Origin of the sequence: Planktotalea sp., from assembly GCF_965659345.1 — a bacterium.
In the GTDB taxonomy this organism is placed as follows: Bacteria; Pseudomonadota; Alphaproteobacteria; order Rhodobacterales; family Rhodobacteraceae; genus Planktotalea.
The window spans coordinates 159,365-175,885 of sequence record NZ_CBFHVK010000007.1 but is presented as its reverse complement, the minus strand read 5'-3'; the positions used below and the strand labels follow the sequence as shown (position 1 = coordinate 175,885).

Genomic DNA, 16,521 nt, shown 5'->3' with positions numbered 1-16,521 from the left:
CTCCGGCGGGGATATTTTTAGAGAGAGGATGCTTAGTGCGGCGCCCTTTGGCGGGCTTGATCCGCAAGATCTGGGAGACCCGTTTTTTCATAAACCTGTGCGAGCATTTCATTTAGTGGAACGCCATCGGGATCAAACGTTCGGCGCATTTCCAAGACTTGCTGCGCTTGCGCAAGGCGGTCTGTTTTCATCAAGGCGTCTAGGTGCACTTGTTCAAACAGGTCGCGTTGCGCATGGCTGCCACCGATCTCTGCCATGCGTGGTAGAGCATTGCCCAGCGCGCGCACAGTGGTTTCAAAATCACCGCGCGTGTATGCAAGCAATCCCTCGCAGGCGGGCAAAGCCACGTTTCGCCAGACGTCTTGTTCAAAGCTCGGCGCGCTTGCCTTTTGTTTGATCGCGCTGATCAGAGTATCGGCCATGGGGTCATTTGAGCGACCAAGCGCGTAAAGATATTGCATAGTCAGGAACGGCAAAGTTGTATCAGCGCCGCGCAAAGCGATGTGATCTGCGACGTCTTTCCACCGGTCTTGCACATCGATGCCTGCAAGTTCCATCCGTGCAAGCAGAGAGGCTGCGCCAATTTGATCCTGTGCAAAGGTCTTTTCCAATCCCCAAACATGGCTGTCATAGGCTTGGCGCACCTCATCATGTTTGCCCATGGAGATGTAGAAGAGCGCGAGATGCCACCAATTGTGGCTATACATAAAGCTGTTAAGCCCTTCCCAGCGCGGTGCCATCTCTTCCATGAAGGCCGCCCCTTCGATCACGCGCCCTTGGGTAAGCATGACATGCGCGATCGCGTGGTGCGCCCATGCGTCTGTGGGTTCGATTTCGATGGCGAGGCGCGCGCTGGCCTCGGCTTGTTCGAGCTGGTGACATTGTTCATAGCCAAAGGCGATCATACCGTGCACGAAGGGTTCGTTTTGGGCCGCCGGGATCGCTTTCAGCCCTGCGCGCAACATTGAAGGGGCGTCGCCCGCGTTAAAATAGAGATATTGGGCAAGCTTGATAATGACGAGATCTCGCGGATATTCATAAGCGTGTGTTTCGCACAAGCGCATGGTTTCAGGGACATTGCCCGAGGCCCAAGTTTGCGCGATTTTCAGGGTCGAGCGTTCCCGTGGATTGGCCAATTTTGCGTTTTGTGCGCGCGCCAGATAAGGCGCAGCTTTGTCTGGCGCAACAGGGGCTTCGAGGAACATCCAAAGCATACCTGCATATGCATTGATCAGTGCGCTGGAAGGGGTGTTTTCAGCGGCTGCCAAGATATTTGCGGCTTTCGGCTGATACGCAAGGAACCCATGCACGAAATCATCAATCGCTGCCGCATCAGTTGGCGCAGTCTCCGTGAAGGCGTTTCCAAAGCGATCAGATGTCATTATCATGCTCCTTCAAGAATGCAGTGAGATGCGCAAGCACGTCTGCTGGGGCATCCCAATGAACTGAGTGACCCGAGTGCGGGATTGTCTGCACTTGAGAGTGCGGGATTTGTGAGAGCAGGTCTAGGGCCTCTGCATGTGGAACAATAAGATCGTTTTGCGCTAAGAGGGCGAGAATGGGAAGGTTTTGCTTGTTTGTAATGTTTGTCGGCACATACGTTTTGAGTGCGTTGAGCTGATGCTGCATTGCATCAAGGGATTGCGCGTATGGGTAGGCAAGGCTTGCAGCGACAGCGCCTTCAATTTGATCAGGCTGATCGAAAAAGCGGTGGTGAAAGAGCCACGGGAAGAGGCAGCGCAGCCAGAGGCCTTCGGGACCCTGCGCGCGAATATCACATAGGTTTTGGAACAAATGCCAAGAGCGTTTTAGATTGAGGGGCGCGCTGCACAGTAGCGTCAGCGAGATGGTGCGCTTTGGTGCCAAAGCCGCAAATTCAGACGCGATGTAGCCACCCATAGAATGTCCCACAACATGGGCTCTCTTGATCTGGAGGTGATCCATCAGCGCGAGAATATCAGAGGCGTTTTGCTGCGGCGATGTTGGCGCAAGTTTTGGCTCTGTGCGGCCGGTTGTTCGGTTGTCGGGGCGGATAACGGTGTGTCTTTCTGAGAGCGGAGCCACCAGCGGACCCCAACTTGCGCTATCACTCAGCATGCCAGCGATAAGGACTAAAGGCGTGCCATCCCCATCGATTTCATAGTGCATTTGAATGTCATTGAGCGTTGCATGAGGCATTGATCAGGTCTCGTTCTTCTCGCGCCATGTGGGGAGTAAATCATTGGGCGCGGGACTTGCTTCATACACCGCGCGCGCGATAGCGCGGGTGACACAAAGTGCGGCGGCATGGCCGATCATAGCCAATTCGAAATCTGGATTGGTGAGGTCTTTGTCCCCTGTCGTCGTGCTGAAAATCAGGTCGCCATCCATGGGAGTGTGCGCTGGAACACATGCGCGCCCGATGCCATCATGCGCCGCGATCGCAATACGTTTGCATTGGGCTTTGTTAAGTTTGGCGTCTGTGGCAACGATCCCGATGGTCGTATTCGCGTGCTTAAGCATGGCGGTGATTTTTTCAGAGTTAAGATCGCGGCCCAAACCTGTGCTGGGATCAACGCCTTTGCCACCAAACTCGCCATCAATCTCATAAGGCGCTGCCCAAAAATGCCGCTCACCGGGTGTTGTGACAGAGCCAATTGGATTGGCAATCATAAGCGCACCGACCGTAATTCCAGAATCAAGAACCAACGAGGCTGAGCCAGTGCCTCCTTTCAGCATAGCGCTCATCGCGCCCGTGCCGGCCCCGACCGAGCCGAGCGCGAAATTGGCCTCTAGGTTGCTTAGCGCGGCTTGGCCGAGTACGGGATAGGGGCTGGTACGCCAGTCCTTGTCACCACCATTAATCAAATCGAAAATTATCGCAGCTGGGACAATTGGGACGCGCGCTGTGTGAACAGGAAATCCGCGGCCCATGTCGCGCAGTCCCTGAACGACGCCCGATGCGGCATCAAGTCCGAACGCAGAGCCGCCAGACAGAACGAACGCATCCACGCCGGGGGCTGATTTATCCGGATCCAGCAGATCTGTTTCGCGGCTGCCCGGTGCGCCGCCCATGACATGCACTGAAGACAGGAGGGGCTTGTCTGCGGTGAGAACTGTTGTGCCAGATTTGAGCGCAGCATTGTGAGCTTGGCCGACTTTGAGCCCTCGCACGTCAGTGATCAGATTTAAGGGGCCTGGTTGCATGGGATGGGTGCCTCCGGCGGGAGTTTATTTTGAAAAATGAAACAAAGGTTAGATACAGCGGCCACCATCCACTTCCATACAGACTCCTGTGATCATACTGGCCTCGTCAGAGCACAGGTAGCATGCTGCGTTGGCCATATCTTCAGGTGTGGAAAAACGGCCAAGTGGAATGGTAGATAAGAACTGCGCGCGTCGCTCAGGCGTGTCTTCGCCCATGAAAGATGCAAGCAGGGGTGTTTCGCCAGCCACAGGGTTAAGCGCGTTGACGCGGATACCGAAAGGAGCGAGCTCTACGGCCATGGATTTGGTGGCAGTGTTCATCCAGCCTTTAGAGGCGTTATACCAGCTCAGGTTGGGACGCGGGCTGACACCTGCGGTAGAGGCAACATTAAGGATATTGCCTGACCCCTTGGCTTTCATATGTGGCATGGCGGCTTGTGAAATAAGGTAGACAGACTTGCAGTTGATTGCGAAGACGCGGTCAAAATCATCCTCGCTTATTGTTTCCATCGGTGCTGGCAAATGCGTCACGCCTGCGTTGTTGACGATAATATCAATTTGGCTAGATGCAGTCAGGGCGGTTTCAATCATTGCTTGAACGCTTGCTGTGTTGGCAACATCGACGGTGCAAGCAGTGGCACCGATTTCATCAGCGACCTTGCGCGCAGCGGCTGCGTTAATATCTGCAACGATCACATCAGCCCCCTCAGCTGCAAATTTCCGTGCGATGCCCGCGCCGAAGCCTGAACCGGCCCCTGTTACAATTGCTGTTTTGCCGTTTAAACGCATTGTTATCCCCTTCGATCATCCATGTTTTGCTGCTACCGTTTTCAGGGTTGAAAAGCCATAAAGTGCCTCAAACCCTTTCTCGCGACCATGACCAGACTTACCTACGCCACCGAAGGGAAGTTCGACGCCACCACCGGCACCATAATTGTTGATGAAAACCTGCCCTGATTTGAGCGTTTTGGCGAGGCGCATTTGGCGCGCGCCGTTTTGTGTCCAGATGCTTGCCACAAGGCCATAGTCAGTCCCGTTGGCGATTTTGAGAGCGTCTGCGTCGTCCTCAAACGGGATGACGACTTGGACTGGTCCAAAGATTTCTTGCTGAGCGAGAGGATGGTCTGGATCTGAGCAAAGCAGCAGATGGGGTGCAACATAAGCGCCCGTTTTTGGCGCATCTGATTTGATTTTGCCGACCGCTGCGATTTGTAGATCTGCTCCCTGTTTCAAGAAGCCTGTGACAATGTCCTTTTGGCGGTCTGAAATGAGTGGCCCGAGATTGCAATCATCCATGGCTGGACCAACGCTTAAGGCTTCGTAGCGCGAAGACATCGCTGTCACGACCTCATCGTAGCGTGATTTGTGCACAAGGATGCGAGATGAGGCAGAACATGTTTGTCCAGCGTTCTGAATTCCGGCATTCACAAGAAACGGCAATGCTTCTTCAAGGTTTGCATCCTCAAACACCAACTGTGGGGATTTCCCGCCGAGTTCTAAAGTAACTGGCACAACATTTGCGCCTGCGGCCTGTTGAACCAATGCACCCGTGCGAACAGAGCCAGTGAAAGAAATGTGCTGCACATCTGTATGGCTTGAAAGGGCGGCACCGGCTTCTGCGCCAAGCCCCGGAACCACGTTTAACGCACCATCGGGAAGGCCCGCTTGGCGTGCTATGTCTGCGAACATGAGTGCGGTCAGACATGCTTCCTCTGCAGGTTTCAATACAGCGGCATTGCCCATTGTCAGCGCTGCGCCAACAGAGCGTCCAATGATTTGCATCGGGTAGTTCCAAGGCACGATATGGCCGGTGACACCATGGGGCTCGCGCAGAGTGTAAACGGTATAGCCATCAAGGTAGGGGATGGTTTCGCCGTGCACCTTGTCTGCAGCACCACCATAAAATTCCATGTAGCGCGCCAGTGCCACAGCGTCTGCGCGCGCTTGGGTAAGGGGCTTGCCAACATCACGTGCTTCGAGCTCAGCAAGCAGTTCGACGTTTTCGAGCACCAGTTGCCCGATCCGTGTTAGGATACGACCACGCTCTAACGCCGTGGTCTTACCCCATACGCCATCCAATGCGGCTTGGGCAGTGCTGACTGCGGCGTCAATGTCTTCAGAGCGCCCCCGTGCGATTTGTGTCAGTTCAGTGCCGTCAGAAGGATCGAACAAAGCAATCGTTTCGCCTGCTTGAGGCGCGCGCCATGTTCCGCTGATAAGGCAATGAGCAGGATTAAAAGGCAGATCAGGCAGGGACATCAGAGAGGGCTTTCACATCAGGAAGAGTTGGGGCAGCGGCAATTAGGCTGGCCGTGTAGGGATGGCGCGGGTTGGAGAAGACTTCTTCTGTTGCGCCGTCTTCGACAATTTCACCATCTTTCATCACCAGTACGCGGTCAGTGATCGTGCGTACAACGCTTAAATCATGGCTGATAAAGAGATAGCTCAGCTCCTGGGTTTGCGTCAGCTCGGCGATAAGATCGAGAATTTGAGCTCGGATTGACACATCAAGCGCGCTCACGGCTTCGTCGAAAATAATGACGTCAGGGCGAATGATCAGCGCACGTGCAATGGCAATGCGCTGGCGTTGCCCACCGCTGAAGGCATGGATGTATTTATCCGCGTCATCAGGGTGTAGGCCCACCGCCAAAAGCGCGTCGTTGATCTGGCTTTTGCGGGCCAATCCACTGGGTGGCGTATCGAGCAAATGGAAGGGTTCTGTGATGATGCGCGCTACTTTATGGCGCGGGTTGAAACTGCCGTATGGGTCTTGAAAAACGACTTGCAAACCGGAGCGCAGAGCGGCTGGCATGTTTGGCCCAACCTCTCGTCCGAATGCTCTGATAGATCCACCCTGCAATGGCTCTAGCCCCAAAATGGCGCGGGTGAGTGTGGACTTGCCACACCCACTTTCGCCAACAAGACCGATACGCTCACCCTTGTTTAGGGTAAAACTGACGCCGTTCACTGCACGGGTATACGCGCGCGGGGCAAAGAGTGTGGTGCGCGGTTTGGGGTAGTCGCGGATTGCATCTTGAACGACCAACAATGCATCGTCTGGCTCGGGCGCTTGCGGTAGGCCAACCTCATGCGTGGAGGCCGCGAAAAGTGCGCGCGTGTAGGGGTGTTGCATGTTGGCAAAAAGGGTCTTGGTTGCACCGGTTTCGACAACTTCGCCACTGCGCATCACAACGATCCGATCCGCCATATCGGACACGACGGCGAGGTCGTGCGTGATCATCAAAAGCCCCATGCCAAAATCCTGAACGAGGTCTTTCAAAAGTGCCAATATCTGCGCTTGAGTGGTGACATCTAGCGCCGTGGTCGGCTCATCCGCAATCAGTAGACGTGGGCGCAGGGCGATCGCCATTGCGATAACAACGCGCTGGCGCTGACCACCTGAAAGCTCATGCGGGAAGCGGCTAAGGCTGTATGCCTCTGGGGGCAGACCAACACGGGCAAGGACGTCTTTAGCGCGTTGCCGCGCTTCATCGCGACTTTGACTTGTGTGGAGCAAGATCGTCTCCATCACTTGGTCACCTACTGTTTTTAACGGGTTTAGCGCAGTCATGGGTTCTTGAAAGACCATACCAATATCATTGCCACGCAGCTCACACATGTCTGAATCTGGCGCGTTCAGCAGGTCTTGGCCATCGAGTTTGATAGATCCAATGGTGACTGTTCCTCGGGGCAAAAGCTGCATTACGCTAAAGGCGGTAAGTGATTTACCTGATCCGCTTTCGCCCGTGATCGCAACGATCTCACCCTGCGCCAGCTCTAGCGACACACTTTTCAGGATCGCGGTGCCGTGAATGCTCAGGTTGAGATCTTGGATAGACAAAAGGCTCATGTGCGCTCCACCCGAATGCGCGGATCGAGCAGGTCACGCAGACCATCCCCCATCAAGTTCAGACCGAGCACTGTCAAGATGATCGCGCCGCCTGGAATAAGGGCAAGATGAGGTGCAAAGCTGACCATGGTTTGCGCATCAGCGAGCATACGTCCCCAGCTTGGAAGTGGTGGTTGCGCCCCGAGGCCGACGTAACTCAAGCCTGCTTCGGCGAGTATGCCAAGTGAAAATTGTATCGTTCCCTGCACGATCAAAAGGTTGGTCACGTTAGGCAGGATATGTTCGAGCGATATACGCGATGCCCCTTTGCCTGCGACGCGCGCAGCCATGATAAATTCGCGTTGCCATAGTGGGAGCGCTGCACCACGGGTGAGGCGCGCAAAAACCGGGATGTTGAAGATACCAATTGCGATAATTGCGTTCACCGCGCCCGGGCCAAACACTGCCGTGATAAGAATGGCGATCACGAGGGACGGGAAAGCAAAGACAAGATCATTGCCGCGCATAATCACTTCATCGAGCAGGCTGCCTTGTCGCGCCGCCGCAGCGAGGCCCAGTGGAACACCGACTCCCATACCAATTCCAACTGCGACCAAAGCAACAGCGATAGAGGTGCGCGCGCCCACCATAATCATGCTAAAGATATCGCGGCCAAAGTGATCAGTCCCGAGCCAATGTGTGCTATTGGGTGTTTGCAGTTTTACGGGAATATTCATCTGCGTCACGTCAAACGGGGTCCAAGCAAAGCTGATCAACGCCGCAGCAATAAACAGTGCAGAAAGCGCACCACCGATAATGAGATTACGCGACTTCATGTGCGCGACCTTAAGCGCGGATCCACAAAGGCATAGGCGAGATCAACGATGAAATTTACCATGATCACGGCAAAGACCAAAAGCATCACAACACTTTCGACCACAATCAAATCGCGCTGCGATATGGATTGAAAGACGAGACGTCCAAGTCCCGGTAGATAAAAGACTTGTTCGATGATGATTGATCCAGCCAGCAAAAACGAAAATTGCAAACCGATGATTGTCAGCACTGGGATCAGAGCATTTCTGAGTGCGTGACGCCACAAGGCTTGACGCCGACTGAGCCCTTTTGCGCGTGCGGTTCTGATGAAGTCTTCGTTCAATATATCGAGCAAGGATGAACGCATAACACGCGCTAGGATCGCGGCCTGGGGCAAGGCCAATGCGATTGCCGGCAAGGTCAATGCTTTTAGGCCTGCGAATAAACCTTCATCCCAGCCTGGAAATCCGCCGGCTGAAAACCAGCGCAGGTTTATTGCAAAGACCAGAACCAGCATCATCGCGAACCAGAAATTTGGGATCGCCACGCCCAACTGCGTTGCGCCCATCACCGCTACATCGCCAGGTGCGCCACGACGAGATGCGGCATAAATCCCTGCTGGAAAAGCGATGATGGTAGAAAGGGCGAGCGCATATAGCGCAAGCGGCAAGGACACCCAAAGGCGGTCCGCCACCATTTGTGCGACAGGTGTGCGGTATGTGTAGGACGTGCCAAAATCGCCTTGCAGCATCCCAGAGGTCCAAGAGAGATAGCGCTCAAGCTTGCTTTGATTGAGCCCTAATTCGTCGCGCAGGGCGTTCAGTGTGTCTACTTGCGCGTTTATCCCGAGCATGAACGACGCAGGATCACCCGGTGCGACCTCGATCACCAAAAAGATGACAAGGCTCGCGATGATCAGGCTGATCACAAGGGACAGCAAACGTTTCAGGCTATAGCGCAGCATTGGGATACGCTAGGCGAGAGCTGCGTGAGCGTCCAGAGGCCTTGTCGCATCGTCATGCTGGTGTATGTCAAAGGGGATGTTGCAACGCCCCATTTTCATTGGTTCAGAAATCTATCGCGGATCGTCTTATGGCGGGCTTCATCCGTTGCGGGTGCAGCGTGTGTCGACTGTGATGGACCTAAGCCGGTCTTTGGGTTGGTTGCCTGAGAACCAATATCGCACGTCACCCCGTGCCAAGCCAAAGGCGCTATGGGAATTTCATACACCCGCCTACATCTCTGCCCTCGCGCGGGCGGAGCGACGCGGGCAAGTGAGCGATGAAGACCGCGCTCAGTTTGATCTTGGGTCGCATTCTAATCCAGTCTTTGGTGAAATGTTCCGCCGTCCTGCAACAGGTGTCGGCGGTGTCATGCTTGCGGCTGAATTGCTGAAAGATGGCGGTATCGTGCATGTTCCAGGGGGTGGAACGCACCATGGAATGCCGGATCGCGCGAACGGGTTTTGCTATCTCAATGATCCTGTATTTGCCATCAAAGCTCTTCAACACCATGGTGCATCGCGTGTCGTTTATGTGGATATCGACGCGCATCATCCTGATGGGGTCGAAGTGGGTTTTAGCGGGGATCCGCGCGTGCGGATGATTTCTATTCACGAAGAAAATCGCTGGCCCTTTACAGGCCGCATTGACGAAACGGCGCAGGGAAGTGCGTACAATCTGCCGGTAATGCGCGGCTTAAACGATAGCGAAATGCGAATTGCGTTGCAGGAATTGATCGTGCCTTTGATCGAAAATTTTGAACCCGATGCAATAGTTGTGCAATGCGGTTCTGATGCGATTGAAGAAGATCCGCTGTCGCGGTTGTCACTTTCCAACAATGCACATGCCGAAGTGGTGGGTACCTTGATGCCCATGGCAACACGTCTCATGGTTCTTGGGGGTGGGGGCTATAATCCGTGGAGCGTTGGACGTTGCTGGACGCGCATTTGGGGCACTTTGAACGGATTAGATGCGCCAGACATTCTTAGTGATGAGAGTGCACAAATCTTAAGAGCATTGAAATTTGAGGGCAATTCGCGTGGGCGTAATCCGCCAGAGCATTGGTTCGTTGCGCTTGCTGACCGGCCCAATGAAGGTTTTGTGAGAAACGAAATACGCGCGCGCATTGAAATTCTGCGCGCGCGTGTCTGGTCGTGATTAGTTAGACCAACTTACACCAGTCAGATCTGTTGCTTGGGTCGGTGCGTTTTCCCAAAGCCCAGATACTTTCGCGTCTGCCACGGTCGGGAACGCAAGTTGGAACAAATAGCCGTTCACATAGTCCTGCGAAATTGTGGTCTGCGCCGTTGCAATCATTTCTGAGCGCATCGCTGGATCCGCGGTTGCGTTAAGCGTTGTCATCAAGGCTTGGAATTCAGGATTGTCATACTGAAAATAGTAGTCTGGACGCGCGTAGATGCCGATGTCGAAAGGCTCTGTGTGGCTGACAATCGTCAGACCAAAGTCTTTGCCCCGAAACACAGTTTCAAGCCACTGCGCCCACTCGACATTGATGATCTCTGCTTTGATACCAACCTGAGCCAGTTGCGCTGCGATGATTTCACCACCACGTCGCGCATAAGAGGGGGGCGGCAAGTGCAGCGTCGTTTCAAACCCGTCGGGCATACCTGCTTCCGCCAGCAACGCCTTCGCTTTTGCAGGGTCATGCATGGAACCGGATGTCAGGTCTACGTAATCTGGATTGTGCGGCGCGAAATGTGTGCCGATTGGCGTGCCATATCCAAACATAGCGCCATCGATAATGGCCTGACGATCAATCGCATGGGCGACGGCTTGGCGCACTTTCACGTTATCAAAGGGCGGCATTTTGTTGTTCGTTGAAAGGATCGTTTCACCCTCAGAACTCCCAACCAGTACTTGGAAACGTGGATCTGCTTCAAACTGAGGAAGGTTCTCTGGCGCCGGGAAACCTGCGAAAACGTCCACGTCTTGCGCCATCACTGCTGCAAAGGCCGCTGTCGGGTCAGAGATGAATTTGAACGTTGCACTCTCAAGCGCGGGGGCATTGCCCCAGTAGCTGTCATTGCGTGCCAGTTCGATTTTGTCGCCCTGCACCCAGTTTACGAACTTGAACGCACCAGTGCCGATCGGCATTTGCTTGATATTCTCGATGCTTTCAGGCGCGACAATCACCGCATCTCCCCAAGCAAGGTTAAACAACATCGAACCGTTCGCTTCGGCCAGTGTCAGCGTCACTGTCATTGGATCGACGACGCTCACATCAGTGATGCCCGCATAAAGCGCTTTTTGTGCGTTTGTGCTATCCTCTGCGCGCGCGCGATCAAGCGAGAATTTCACATCCTCTGCGTCCATTGCTGTGCCGTCATGAAAGGTTACGCCTTCGCGCAGCTTGAACGTGTAGCTTAGGCCATCCTCCGAGATATCCCAGCTTTGCGCCAAACCCGCCACAACAGAGCCGTCCGCCATAAAGCGGGTCAAACCCTCAAAGACGTTGGAATAGAGTACACTATCAATCGCGCCAGCAGCCGCTGAAGTCGGGTCCAAATGCGGTGGCTCAAGCTGCAAAGCAACGGTGATATCTGTCTTAGCAAAAGCGGCACCTGCCAGCAAAGCTGCAGCGCTCGCGCCCAGCAAAAGCGTTTTGAAGTTGGCCATGGGTATCTCTCCGATTGTTGTTTGGGGATGATCGTAACGCTATGCCAAGGGTCTTGCATAGGGGGAATTCTGGCCTTGCACGCGAGGGTTATGCTCGGGTATGCGCTCAATTTTGGGAATTGAGGGCTAAAAATGGGTCAACAGGAGAAGGTTTTGGCCGTCGACTTCGGGACATCGAATTCGGCTGTTGGCGTGTGTCGTGATGGCCAAGCTCATATTCTTGAAATGGAAGCGGACCAGAAAACTCTGCCGACCGCGCTGTTCTTTGATTTCGAAGATAAAGTCATCAACTTTGGTTCTGCCGCAGAGCATGCTTTGTTTGAAGGGGCATGGGGGCGCTATATGCGTGCGCTCAAGTCCCTGCTGGGAACGCCATTGATCCGGGAAAGCAGCGTTTTTCTGGGTAAGCGGATGAGTTACATCGACATTGTTGCAAAGTTTTTGGCAGAGCTGAAAGATCGCGCAGAAGTCGCATCAGATGAGCGGTTCGAGAGTGTGCTGTCTGGTCGTCCGGTGCGATTCCACGGCGACCCTAAACGCGATGCGCAGGCGCAAACGGATCTCACAGAGTGTTATGAAAAGGCAGGCTTCAAAGAAATCCGGTTCATGAATGAACCTGAGGCCGCCGCGCGTGCATTGGCGCATGTATTAAACGCTGGTGAGTTGGGGCTGGTGATCGATATCGGTGGCGGCACGTCAGATTTCACCCTGTTTCAGAGCACGTCCAGAACCGAGATAGACATCATTCTAAGCGAGGGCCTGCGTCTGGGCGGCACTGACTTTGATCGTCTTTTGAGCTTTGAACACATTATGCCACTTCTCGGCAAAGGCAGCCAAATTCGCCATGCTTTTGGCAAGGACACGCATTTTGCGCCCAATGGGGTTTTCGCGGATTTGGCGACTTGGCAAAAAATTCCGTTTCTTTACGCACCGGATTCGCGCCGTGCCGCGAAGGACCTTTTGAAATACGCAGTTGAGCCGGACAAACTTGCGCGACTAGATCGCGTGCTTACGGATGAGCGTGGTCATGACCTTGCTTTCGCGGTCGAAGCTGCAAAAATTGATCTGAACAAGAAGCCTTTGGCAAGCGTAGACATCAAACTTGACCCCTTGGAAAAAGGCCTTTCTGCCCCGCTTTATGCGCTGGCCCTTGAACATACGCTGCATCGCCCAGCCGAGCAGATCGCACAGACCGCCTTACAGTGTATTGAACAAGCTGGGCGCGCGCCAACGGATGTGACGCATCTCATTTTTGTGGGTGGATCAAGCCTAATGAAAGTTGTGCAAACATCAGTTTCAAATGCATTCCCAACGGCCCAAACACATCATGGTGCGGCGCTTACTGGGATTATTGAGGGCCTCGCGCTTGCCTCACAAGACCTCTAATCGCATCCCTTTTCCATAAATATCCCGGGGGGAGGCTTGGCGTACCAAGTCGGGGGCTGGCCCCCCCTCAAACCTCTCCAACTAAGAGTTGGGCGAGTGAATGGGCCATGACTTTCGCGCTATCGAGCATGTCTTCCACCCCGACATATTCGTCCGGCTTATGCGCTAACTCCAAAATGCCGGGACCATAAGCGATGCAGTTTTTCAGCTTACCAATGCGGTCAATATGCTTTTGGTCGTAAGTTCCCGGCGAAGCCACGTAGCGTACTTTTTTGCCCATCACCGCTTCAATAGAGCGCGCAACTGTCTGCACAACAGGCGCTTCTTTGTCAGTCATGGAGGGTGCAACATGGTTCAATTCGCGCATTTCATATTCAAAATTTGGCCGCGTGACGCGCAGTCCTTCGAGCAGGTCCTTCACTTCACCACTGACACCTTCGTAGTTTTCTTCGGCTAAATAACGACGGTCAATCACGATGCGGCAACTGTCTGGCACGCAGTGCGAAGGTAGGGCGGTACTGTCTTCGGCCTGCTCATTTTGCCCGCCGTGAATGGAATTGATGTTCATCGTAGATTGCCGCGCGCCTTCGGGGATAACGGGCATGTCCGTATGGCGCGACGCCATGGCAGGATAGAGCGTGTCTTCAAACTTATCGAGCACAGCGCCCATATGGCGAACAGCACAATCACCTAGGAAAGGCATGCATCCATGGGCAATCTCGCCGAAAGTTTCGATTTCTGCCCACCAACCGCCGCGATGACCAAGGCAGATTTGATCCACGCCAAGCGGTTCAGGGATGATCACATGCTGCACGCGTTTGGGATCGTAAAATCCCTGTTCCGCAAGGTACGCAACGCCACCATACCCACCTGATTCTTCATCGGCTGTGCCGCTGATCTCAATCGCGCCTGCGAAGTCGGGGCATTCTTCCACGAACGCTTCCGCTGCGATGACTGAAGCAGCAAGCCCGCCTTTCATGTCGCAGGCCCCCCGTCCGTAAATCTTGCCATCGCTCAATTCGCCGCCAAACGGATCATGTGTCCAGCCCGCCCCGACCTCAACCACATCTATATGGCTGTTGAAATGCACGCACTCGCCTGCACGCGTTCCTTCTCGGCGGCACACCACATTCCAGCGGGGGTACTTCGTGCAATCACCCGGCGCATCAATCGCGCGCACCATTTCCATGGCGAAGCCACTTCGGGCCAAACGCTCACCTAGGAAAGAGCAAATCTCGCGGTAATTTTCACCCGGCGGGTTAAGCGTTGGAATACGGATAAGCGCTTGCGTGAGTTCAATCAGGTCATCGCGTTTGTCTTCAATGCGTTTAGCCAGCCGTGTTTGCAAATCGCTCATATCGCTCTCCCATTTGAAATTCAAAGTGACGCGGCGGCGGCACTCTTGCAAGACCTGTGCGCACATGGCACCAAGTGAGTGTTCTCAGGGCAGGGTGAAAGTCCCTACCGGCGGTGATAGCCCGCGAGCGCTTGGGTCAGATGATTCAGGGTCAGCAGATTTGGTGAAATTCCAGAGCCGACGGTGAAAGTCCGGATGAAAGAGAGCGGTTTGCATGTCCTTCGGGGCAGGTAGGCTAATGCGATGCTCTGGGGCTTTTGTGACGTCTAAAACAAAGGTTCCAAAATGACGAAACTTCTAAAAATTGCGTTTGTAAAAGCGCGCTGGCATGCCGAGATCGTCGACCAAGCGCTTGTCGGCTTCGAGGCGGATATGGATAGCGTCGATGCGACGGTCCAGATCACCACCTTCGATGTGCCGGGGGCGTTTGAAATGCCGCTTCTGGCGAAAAAGCTGGGCGCATCAGGTGACTATGACGCCGTAGTCTGCGCGGCACTGGTCGTGGATGGCGGGATTTATCGTCATGATTTTGTGGCTGCCGCAGTCGTGAATGGCTTGATGGAAGCGCAGATGAGTACGGGTGTGCCGACGTTCTCGGTCTCGCTTACGCCACATCACTTCCAGCCCACGGCGGAGCATATTGGCTTTTACACCGACCACTTCGTGAAAAAAGGCGTTGAAGCCGCGCAAGCGGTGCGCGCAACGTTAGAGCACTACGCTTAACGCAAACGAAACAGCGGGGCGGGTCCAATTGGGATCGGCCCCAGTTTCATCAGGCCTGCGTCTAACGTCAAAGGCAGATCAAGTGTGTTGCGATTCCCCGAAAGGCCAGAAAGTAGCGACAAACCTTGCTCAATCGGGCGGATCAATTGCTCGGGTATGGCACCTGTCGCAGCACTCAGCGCAAGAATATCACGCCAGTTTTGCGCTTTGATCGTGATCTGACCGCTTGCGCGCCCTTGCGTATCGACATCAAAGCCACCTGCTAGTCGTAGTTCAAGCTGGCCCCATTTCGCTTCGATCAGCTTTACATCAATGCGCGTAGGTTGCGGGCGTGCAGATTGCAGCGCGTTCAAATCCCAAGGCGCATCAAAGGCGGCTGTTACATCACCGCGCGCATACTCCAAAGCTTCGGGCAAGATGCCAGCTTCCAGACGCAGACCTTTTGGTTCTGGCAGCACAACGTCTTTTAGATCGACACCAAATTGGTAGGTGTTCTGTGCCGCAGGTACCAATTGCACAGCCATCAAAGCATTGGCTGTCCCTAATGTTTCGCCTGTATCCATTGCGATGTTCACTGCGTCCGCAGTAAAATTTGCCTTTTCAAGCGCCAGCGATGTGTTTTTCTTCACAATCAAAGACGCGCGCATGTCTTCGCTGGTGATCGCGGCTTTGCCAAAAGGGCTGCTGAACGTCTGTTCATTGGGCCAGACAGCGATCAAATGCTCTGGTTTGTAACTTAGCGCAAAAATTTGCAGGAATGGCGCGGAATACGCCAAACCTGTATCGGGGTCCGCCAAGGAAATGCCGCTTAATGTTGTGTCGAAGCGGCTTGGAAAGCCACGTGTTTCGATGCTGTTTACATCCGCAACCCAACCCTCTGCACGTCGCTCTACGAACCAACGTTCAAAGCCTGTGGTTGCGCCGGAGGAGCCGACAAACCAGTAACCCGCATAAAGCGCTGCGGCGGCGATAATTACAAATAACAGTCGTTTCATGTCTTTTCCTTAGGGCTTGGCTCGTATCTAAGGCAGGCATCTGAAAAGGACCAGTGCGATGACGATGTGGGTGTTTGGCTACGGTTCACTTTTGTGGAACCCCGGTTTTGAGGTCGAAGAGACACAGATTGGCGTGATGCACGGATTTGCGCGTAGTTTTTGTATGCGTTCTATCCATCACCGTGGCACGCCAGAGCATCCAGGATTGGTCTTGGCTTTAGACGAACAAAAGGGCGCAAGCTGTGAAGGCGTGGCCTTGCGCGTGAAAGCCGGAACAGAGGCAGAAACGCTTGCATATCTGCGCGAACGAGAGCTGATTTCTTCAGCATATTTAGAGAAGAAGCTTGCGGTGCATCTCAACACTGGTGACGAGATCGAGGCGGTAACATATGTGATTGATCCCGATCATGCGCAATACGGCCATTTGGATTTGGAAGAGCAGGCGCAAGTCATTGCGCACGCTGTGGGTGATCGTGGTCCCAACACCGAATACTTGCACAACACCGCTGCGCACCTTGTGGAACTTGGTATTGAAGACGCTGATCTGAATTGGCTCTCAAAGCGCGTAGAAAGCCTTTGTTCATAAAGCTT

15 protein-coding genes and 1 riboswitch are annotated in these 16,521 nt (G+C 54.1%); of the genes, 4 read left to right on the top strand and 11 right to left on the bottom strand.

Going from position 1 to position 16,521, the window contains the following annotated elements:
- Positions 1 to 32 precede the first annotated feature (32 nt).
- The 8 genes from ACTG3Z_RS07655 to ACTG3Z_RS07620 are packed head-to-tail and all read right to left on the bottom strand — an operon-like array spanning position 33 to position 8,795.
- Positions 33 to 1,382: a tetratricopeptide repeat protein gene (locus ACTG3Z_RS07655; RefSeq protein WP_439142328.1), complete on the bottom strand. Its 1,350-nt coding sequence runs from the start codon at positions 1,380 to 1,382 to the stop codon at positions 33 to 35.
- A complete protein-coding gene (locus ACTG3Z_RS07650) occupies positions 1,372 to 2,178 on the bottom strand; it encodes an alpha/beta fold hydrolase (protein WP_439142326.1) in 807 nt (268 codons plus the stop codon). Before ACTG3Z_RS07650 ends, ACTG3Z_RS07655 begins: the two co-directional genes overlap by 11 nt.
- Before the next feature lie 3 nt (positions 2,179 to 2,181).
- On the bottom strand, positions 2,182 to 3,186 hold the full coding sequence (locus ACTG3Z_RS07645; RefSeq protein ID WP_439142324.1) for a P1 family peptidase: 1,005 nt from the start codon (positions 3,184 to 3,186) through the stop codon (positions 2,182 to 2,184).
- 48 nt (positions 3,187 to 3,234) lie between these two features.
- Positions 3,235 to 3,975, bottom strand: a complete 741-nt coding sequence (locus ACTG3Z_RS07640) for an SDR family oxidoreductase (RefSeq protein ID WP_439142322.1) — start codon at positions 3,973 to 3,975, stop codon at positions 3,235 to 3,237.
- A 15-nt stretch (positions 3,976 to 3,990) separates the two neighbouring features.
- Positions 3,991 to 5,445: an aldehyde dehydrogenase family protein gene (locus ACTG3Z_RS07635; protein WP_439142320.1), complete on the bottom strand. Its 1,455-nt coding sequence runs from the start codon at positions 5,443 to 5,445 to the stop codon at positions 3,991 to 3,993.
- On the bottom strand, positions 5,432 to 7,036 hold the full coding sequence (locus tag ACTG3Z_RS07630; RefSeq protein WP_439142318.1) for an ABC transporter ATP-binding protein: 1,605 nt from the start codon (positions 7,034 to 7,036) through the stop codon (positions 5,432 to 5,434). The genes ACTG3Z_RS07635 and ACTG3Z_RS07630 overlap by 14 nt, the downstream gene beginning before the upstream one ends.
- Entirely contained in the window at positions 7,033 to 7,851 is an 819-nt protein-coding gene (locus ACTG3Z_RS07625) for an ABC transporter permease (RefSeq protein WP_439142316.1), read from the bottom strand. Before ACTG3Z_RS07625 ends, ACTG3Z_RS07630 begins: the two co-directional genes overlap by 4 nt.
- Complete coding sequence (locus ACTG3Z_RS07620) at positions 7,848 to 8,795, bottom strand: ABC transporter permease (RefSeq protein ID WP_439142314.1); 948 nt, start codon at positions 8,793 to 8,795, stop codon at positions 7,848 to 7,850. Before ACTG3Z_RS07620 ends, ACTG3Z_RS07625 begins: the two co-directional genes overlap by 4 nt.
- Before the next feature lie 76 nt (positions 8,796 to 8,871).
- Here ACTG3Z_RS07620 and ACTG3Z_RS07615 point away from each other — a divergent pair, with 76 nt between their 5' ends.
- A complete protein-coding gene (locus ACTG3Z_RS07615; RefSeq protein WP_439142312.1) occupies positions 8,872 to 9,990 on the top strand; it encodes an acetoin utilization protein AcuC in 1,119 nt (372 codons plus the stop codon).
- On the opposite strand, the gene ACTG3Z_RS07610 is transcribed toward ACTG3Z_RS07615, so the two are convergent.
- On the bottom strand, positions 9,991 to 11,469 hold the full coding sequence (locus ACTG3Z_RS07610; protein ID WP_439142310.1) for an ABC transporter substrate-binding protein: 1,479 nt from the start codon (positions 11,467 to 11,469) through the stop codon (positions 9,991 to 9,993).
- A 132-nt stretch (positions 11,470 to 11,601) separates the two neighbouring features.
- On the opposite strand from ACTG3Z_RS07610, the gene ACTG3Z_RS07605 reads away from it, so the two are divergent.
- Positions 11,602 to 12,855 (top strand): Hsp70 family protein, encoded by a 1,254-nt coding sequence (locus ACTG3Z_RS07605; RefSeq protein WP_439142308.1) that lies wholly within the window; start codon positions 11,602 to 11,604, stop codon positions 12,853 to 12,855.
- Positions 12,856 to 12,922: 67 nt separating this feature from the next.
- On the opposite strand, the gene ACTG3Z_RS07600 is transcribed toward ACTG3Z_RS07605, so the two are convergent.
- Positions 12,923 to 14,212 carry an acetylornithine deacetylase/succinyl-diaminopimelate desuccinylase family protein gene (locus ACTG3Z_RS07600; RefSeq protein WP_439142306.1) on the bottom strand — a complete coding sequence of 430 codons (1,290 nt, stop codon included), beginning with the start codon at positions 14,210 to 14,212 and terminating at the stop codon, positions 12,923 to 12,925.
- 76 nt (positions 14,213 to 14,288) lie between these two features.
- A riboswitch (FMN riboswitch) is annotated at positions 14,289 to 14,423 on the top strand.
- 74 nt (positions 14,424 to 14,497) lie between these two features.
- On the opposite strand from ACTG3Z_RS07600, the gene ACTG3Z_RS07595 reads away from it, so the two are divergent.
- Positions 14,498 to 14,935: a 6,7-dimethyl-8-ribityllumazine synthase gene (locus ACTG3Z_RS07595; RefSeq protein ID WP_439142304.1), complete on the top strand. Its 438-nt coding sequence runs from the start codon at positions 14,498 to 14,500 to the stop codon at positions 14,933 to 14,935.
- Here ACTG3Z_RS07595 and ACTG3Z_RS07590 read toward each other — a convergent pair.
- Positions 14,932 to 15,930, bottom strand: coding sequence for a DUF2125 domain-containing protein (locus ACTG3Z_RS07590; protein ID WP_439142302.1), 999 nt, complete (start codon positions 15,928 to 15,930; stop codon positions 14,932 to 14,934). The genes ACTG3Z_RS07595 and ACTG3Z_RS07590 overlap by 4 nt on opposite strands.
- A 58-nt stretch (positions 15,931 to 15,988) precedes the next feature.
- Between ACTG3Z_RS07590 and ACTG3Z_RS07585 the strand changes: the two genes are divergently transcribed.
- Positions 15,989 to 16,516 (top strand): gamma-glutamylcyclotransferase, encoded by a 528-nt coding sequence (locus ACTG3Z_RS07585; protein ID WP_439142301.1) that lies wholly within the window; start codon positions 15,989 to 15,991, stop codon positions 16,514 to 16,516.
- The last annotated feature ends 5 nt before the right edge of the window (positions 16,517 to 16,521 follow it).

Bases quoted from the DNA above. Each gene is read 5' to 3' on its own strand.
- ACTG3Z_RS07655 (WP_439142328.1), bottom strand. From the start codon at position 1,382: ATGACATCTGATCGCTTTGGAAACGCCTTCACGGAGACTGCGCCAACT.
- ACTG3Z_RS07640 (WP_439142322.1), bottom strand. From the start codon at position 3,975: ATGCGTTTAAACGGCAAAACAGCAATTGTAACAGGGGCCGGTTCAGGC.
- ACTG3Z_RS07590 (WP_439142302.1), bottom strand. From the start codon at position 15,930: ATGAAACGACTGTTATTTGTAATTATCGCCGCCGCAGCGCTTTATGCG.
- ACTG3Z_RS07585 (WP_439142301.1), top strand. From the start codon at position 15,989: ATGACGATGTGGGTGTTTGGCTACGGTTCACTTTTGTGGAACCCCGGT.
- ACTG3Z_RS07615 (WP_439142312.1), top strand. From the start codon at position 8,872: ATGTTGCAACGCCCCATTTTCATTGGTTCAGAAATCTATCGCGGATCG.
- ACTG3Z_RS07620 (WP_439142314.1), bottom strand. From the start codon at position 8,795: ATGCTGCGCTATAGCCTGAAACGTTTGCTGTCCCTTGTGATCAGCCTG.
- ACTG3Z_RS07630 (WP_439142318.1), bottom strand. From the start codon at position 7,036: ATGAGCCTTTTGTCTATCCAAGATCTCAACCTGAGCATTCACGGCACC.
- ACTG3Z_RS07610 (WP_439142310.1), bottom strand. From the start codon at position 11,469: ATGGCCAACTTCAAAACGCTTTTGCTGGGCGCGAGCGCTGCAGCTTTG.
- ACTG3Z_RS07595 (WP_439142304.1), top strand. From the start codon at position 14,498: ATGACGAAACTTCTAAAAATTGCGTTTGTAAAAGCGCGCTGGCATGCC.
- ACTG3Z_RS07600 (WP_439142306.1), bottom strand. From the start codon at position 14,212: ATGAGCGATTTGCAAACACGGCTGGCTAAACGCATTGAAGACAAACGC.
- ACTG3Z_RS07650 (WP_439142326.1), bottom strand. From the start codon at position 2,178: ATGCCTCATGCAACGCTCAATGACATTCAAATGCACTATGAAATCGAT.
- ACTG3Z_RS07625 (WP_439142316.1), bottom strand. From the start codon at position 7,851: ATGAAGTCGCGTAATCTCATTATCGGTGGTGCGCTTTCTGCACTGTTT.
- ACTG3Z_RS07605 (WP_439142308.1), top strand. From the start codon at position 11,602: ATGGGTCAACAGGAGAAGGTTTTGGCCGTCGACTTCGGGACATCGAAT.
- ACTG3Z_RS07645 (WP_439142324.1), bottom strand. From the start codon at position 3,186: ATGCAACCAGGCCCCTTAAATCTGATCACTGACGTGCGAGGGCTCAAA.
- ACTG3Z_RS07635 (WP_439142320.1), bottom strand. From the start codon at position 5,445: ATGTCCCTGCCTGATCTGCCTTTTAATCCTGCTCATTGCCTTATCAGC.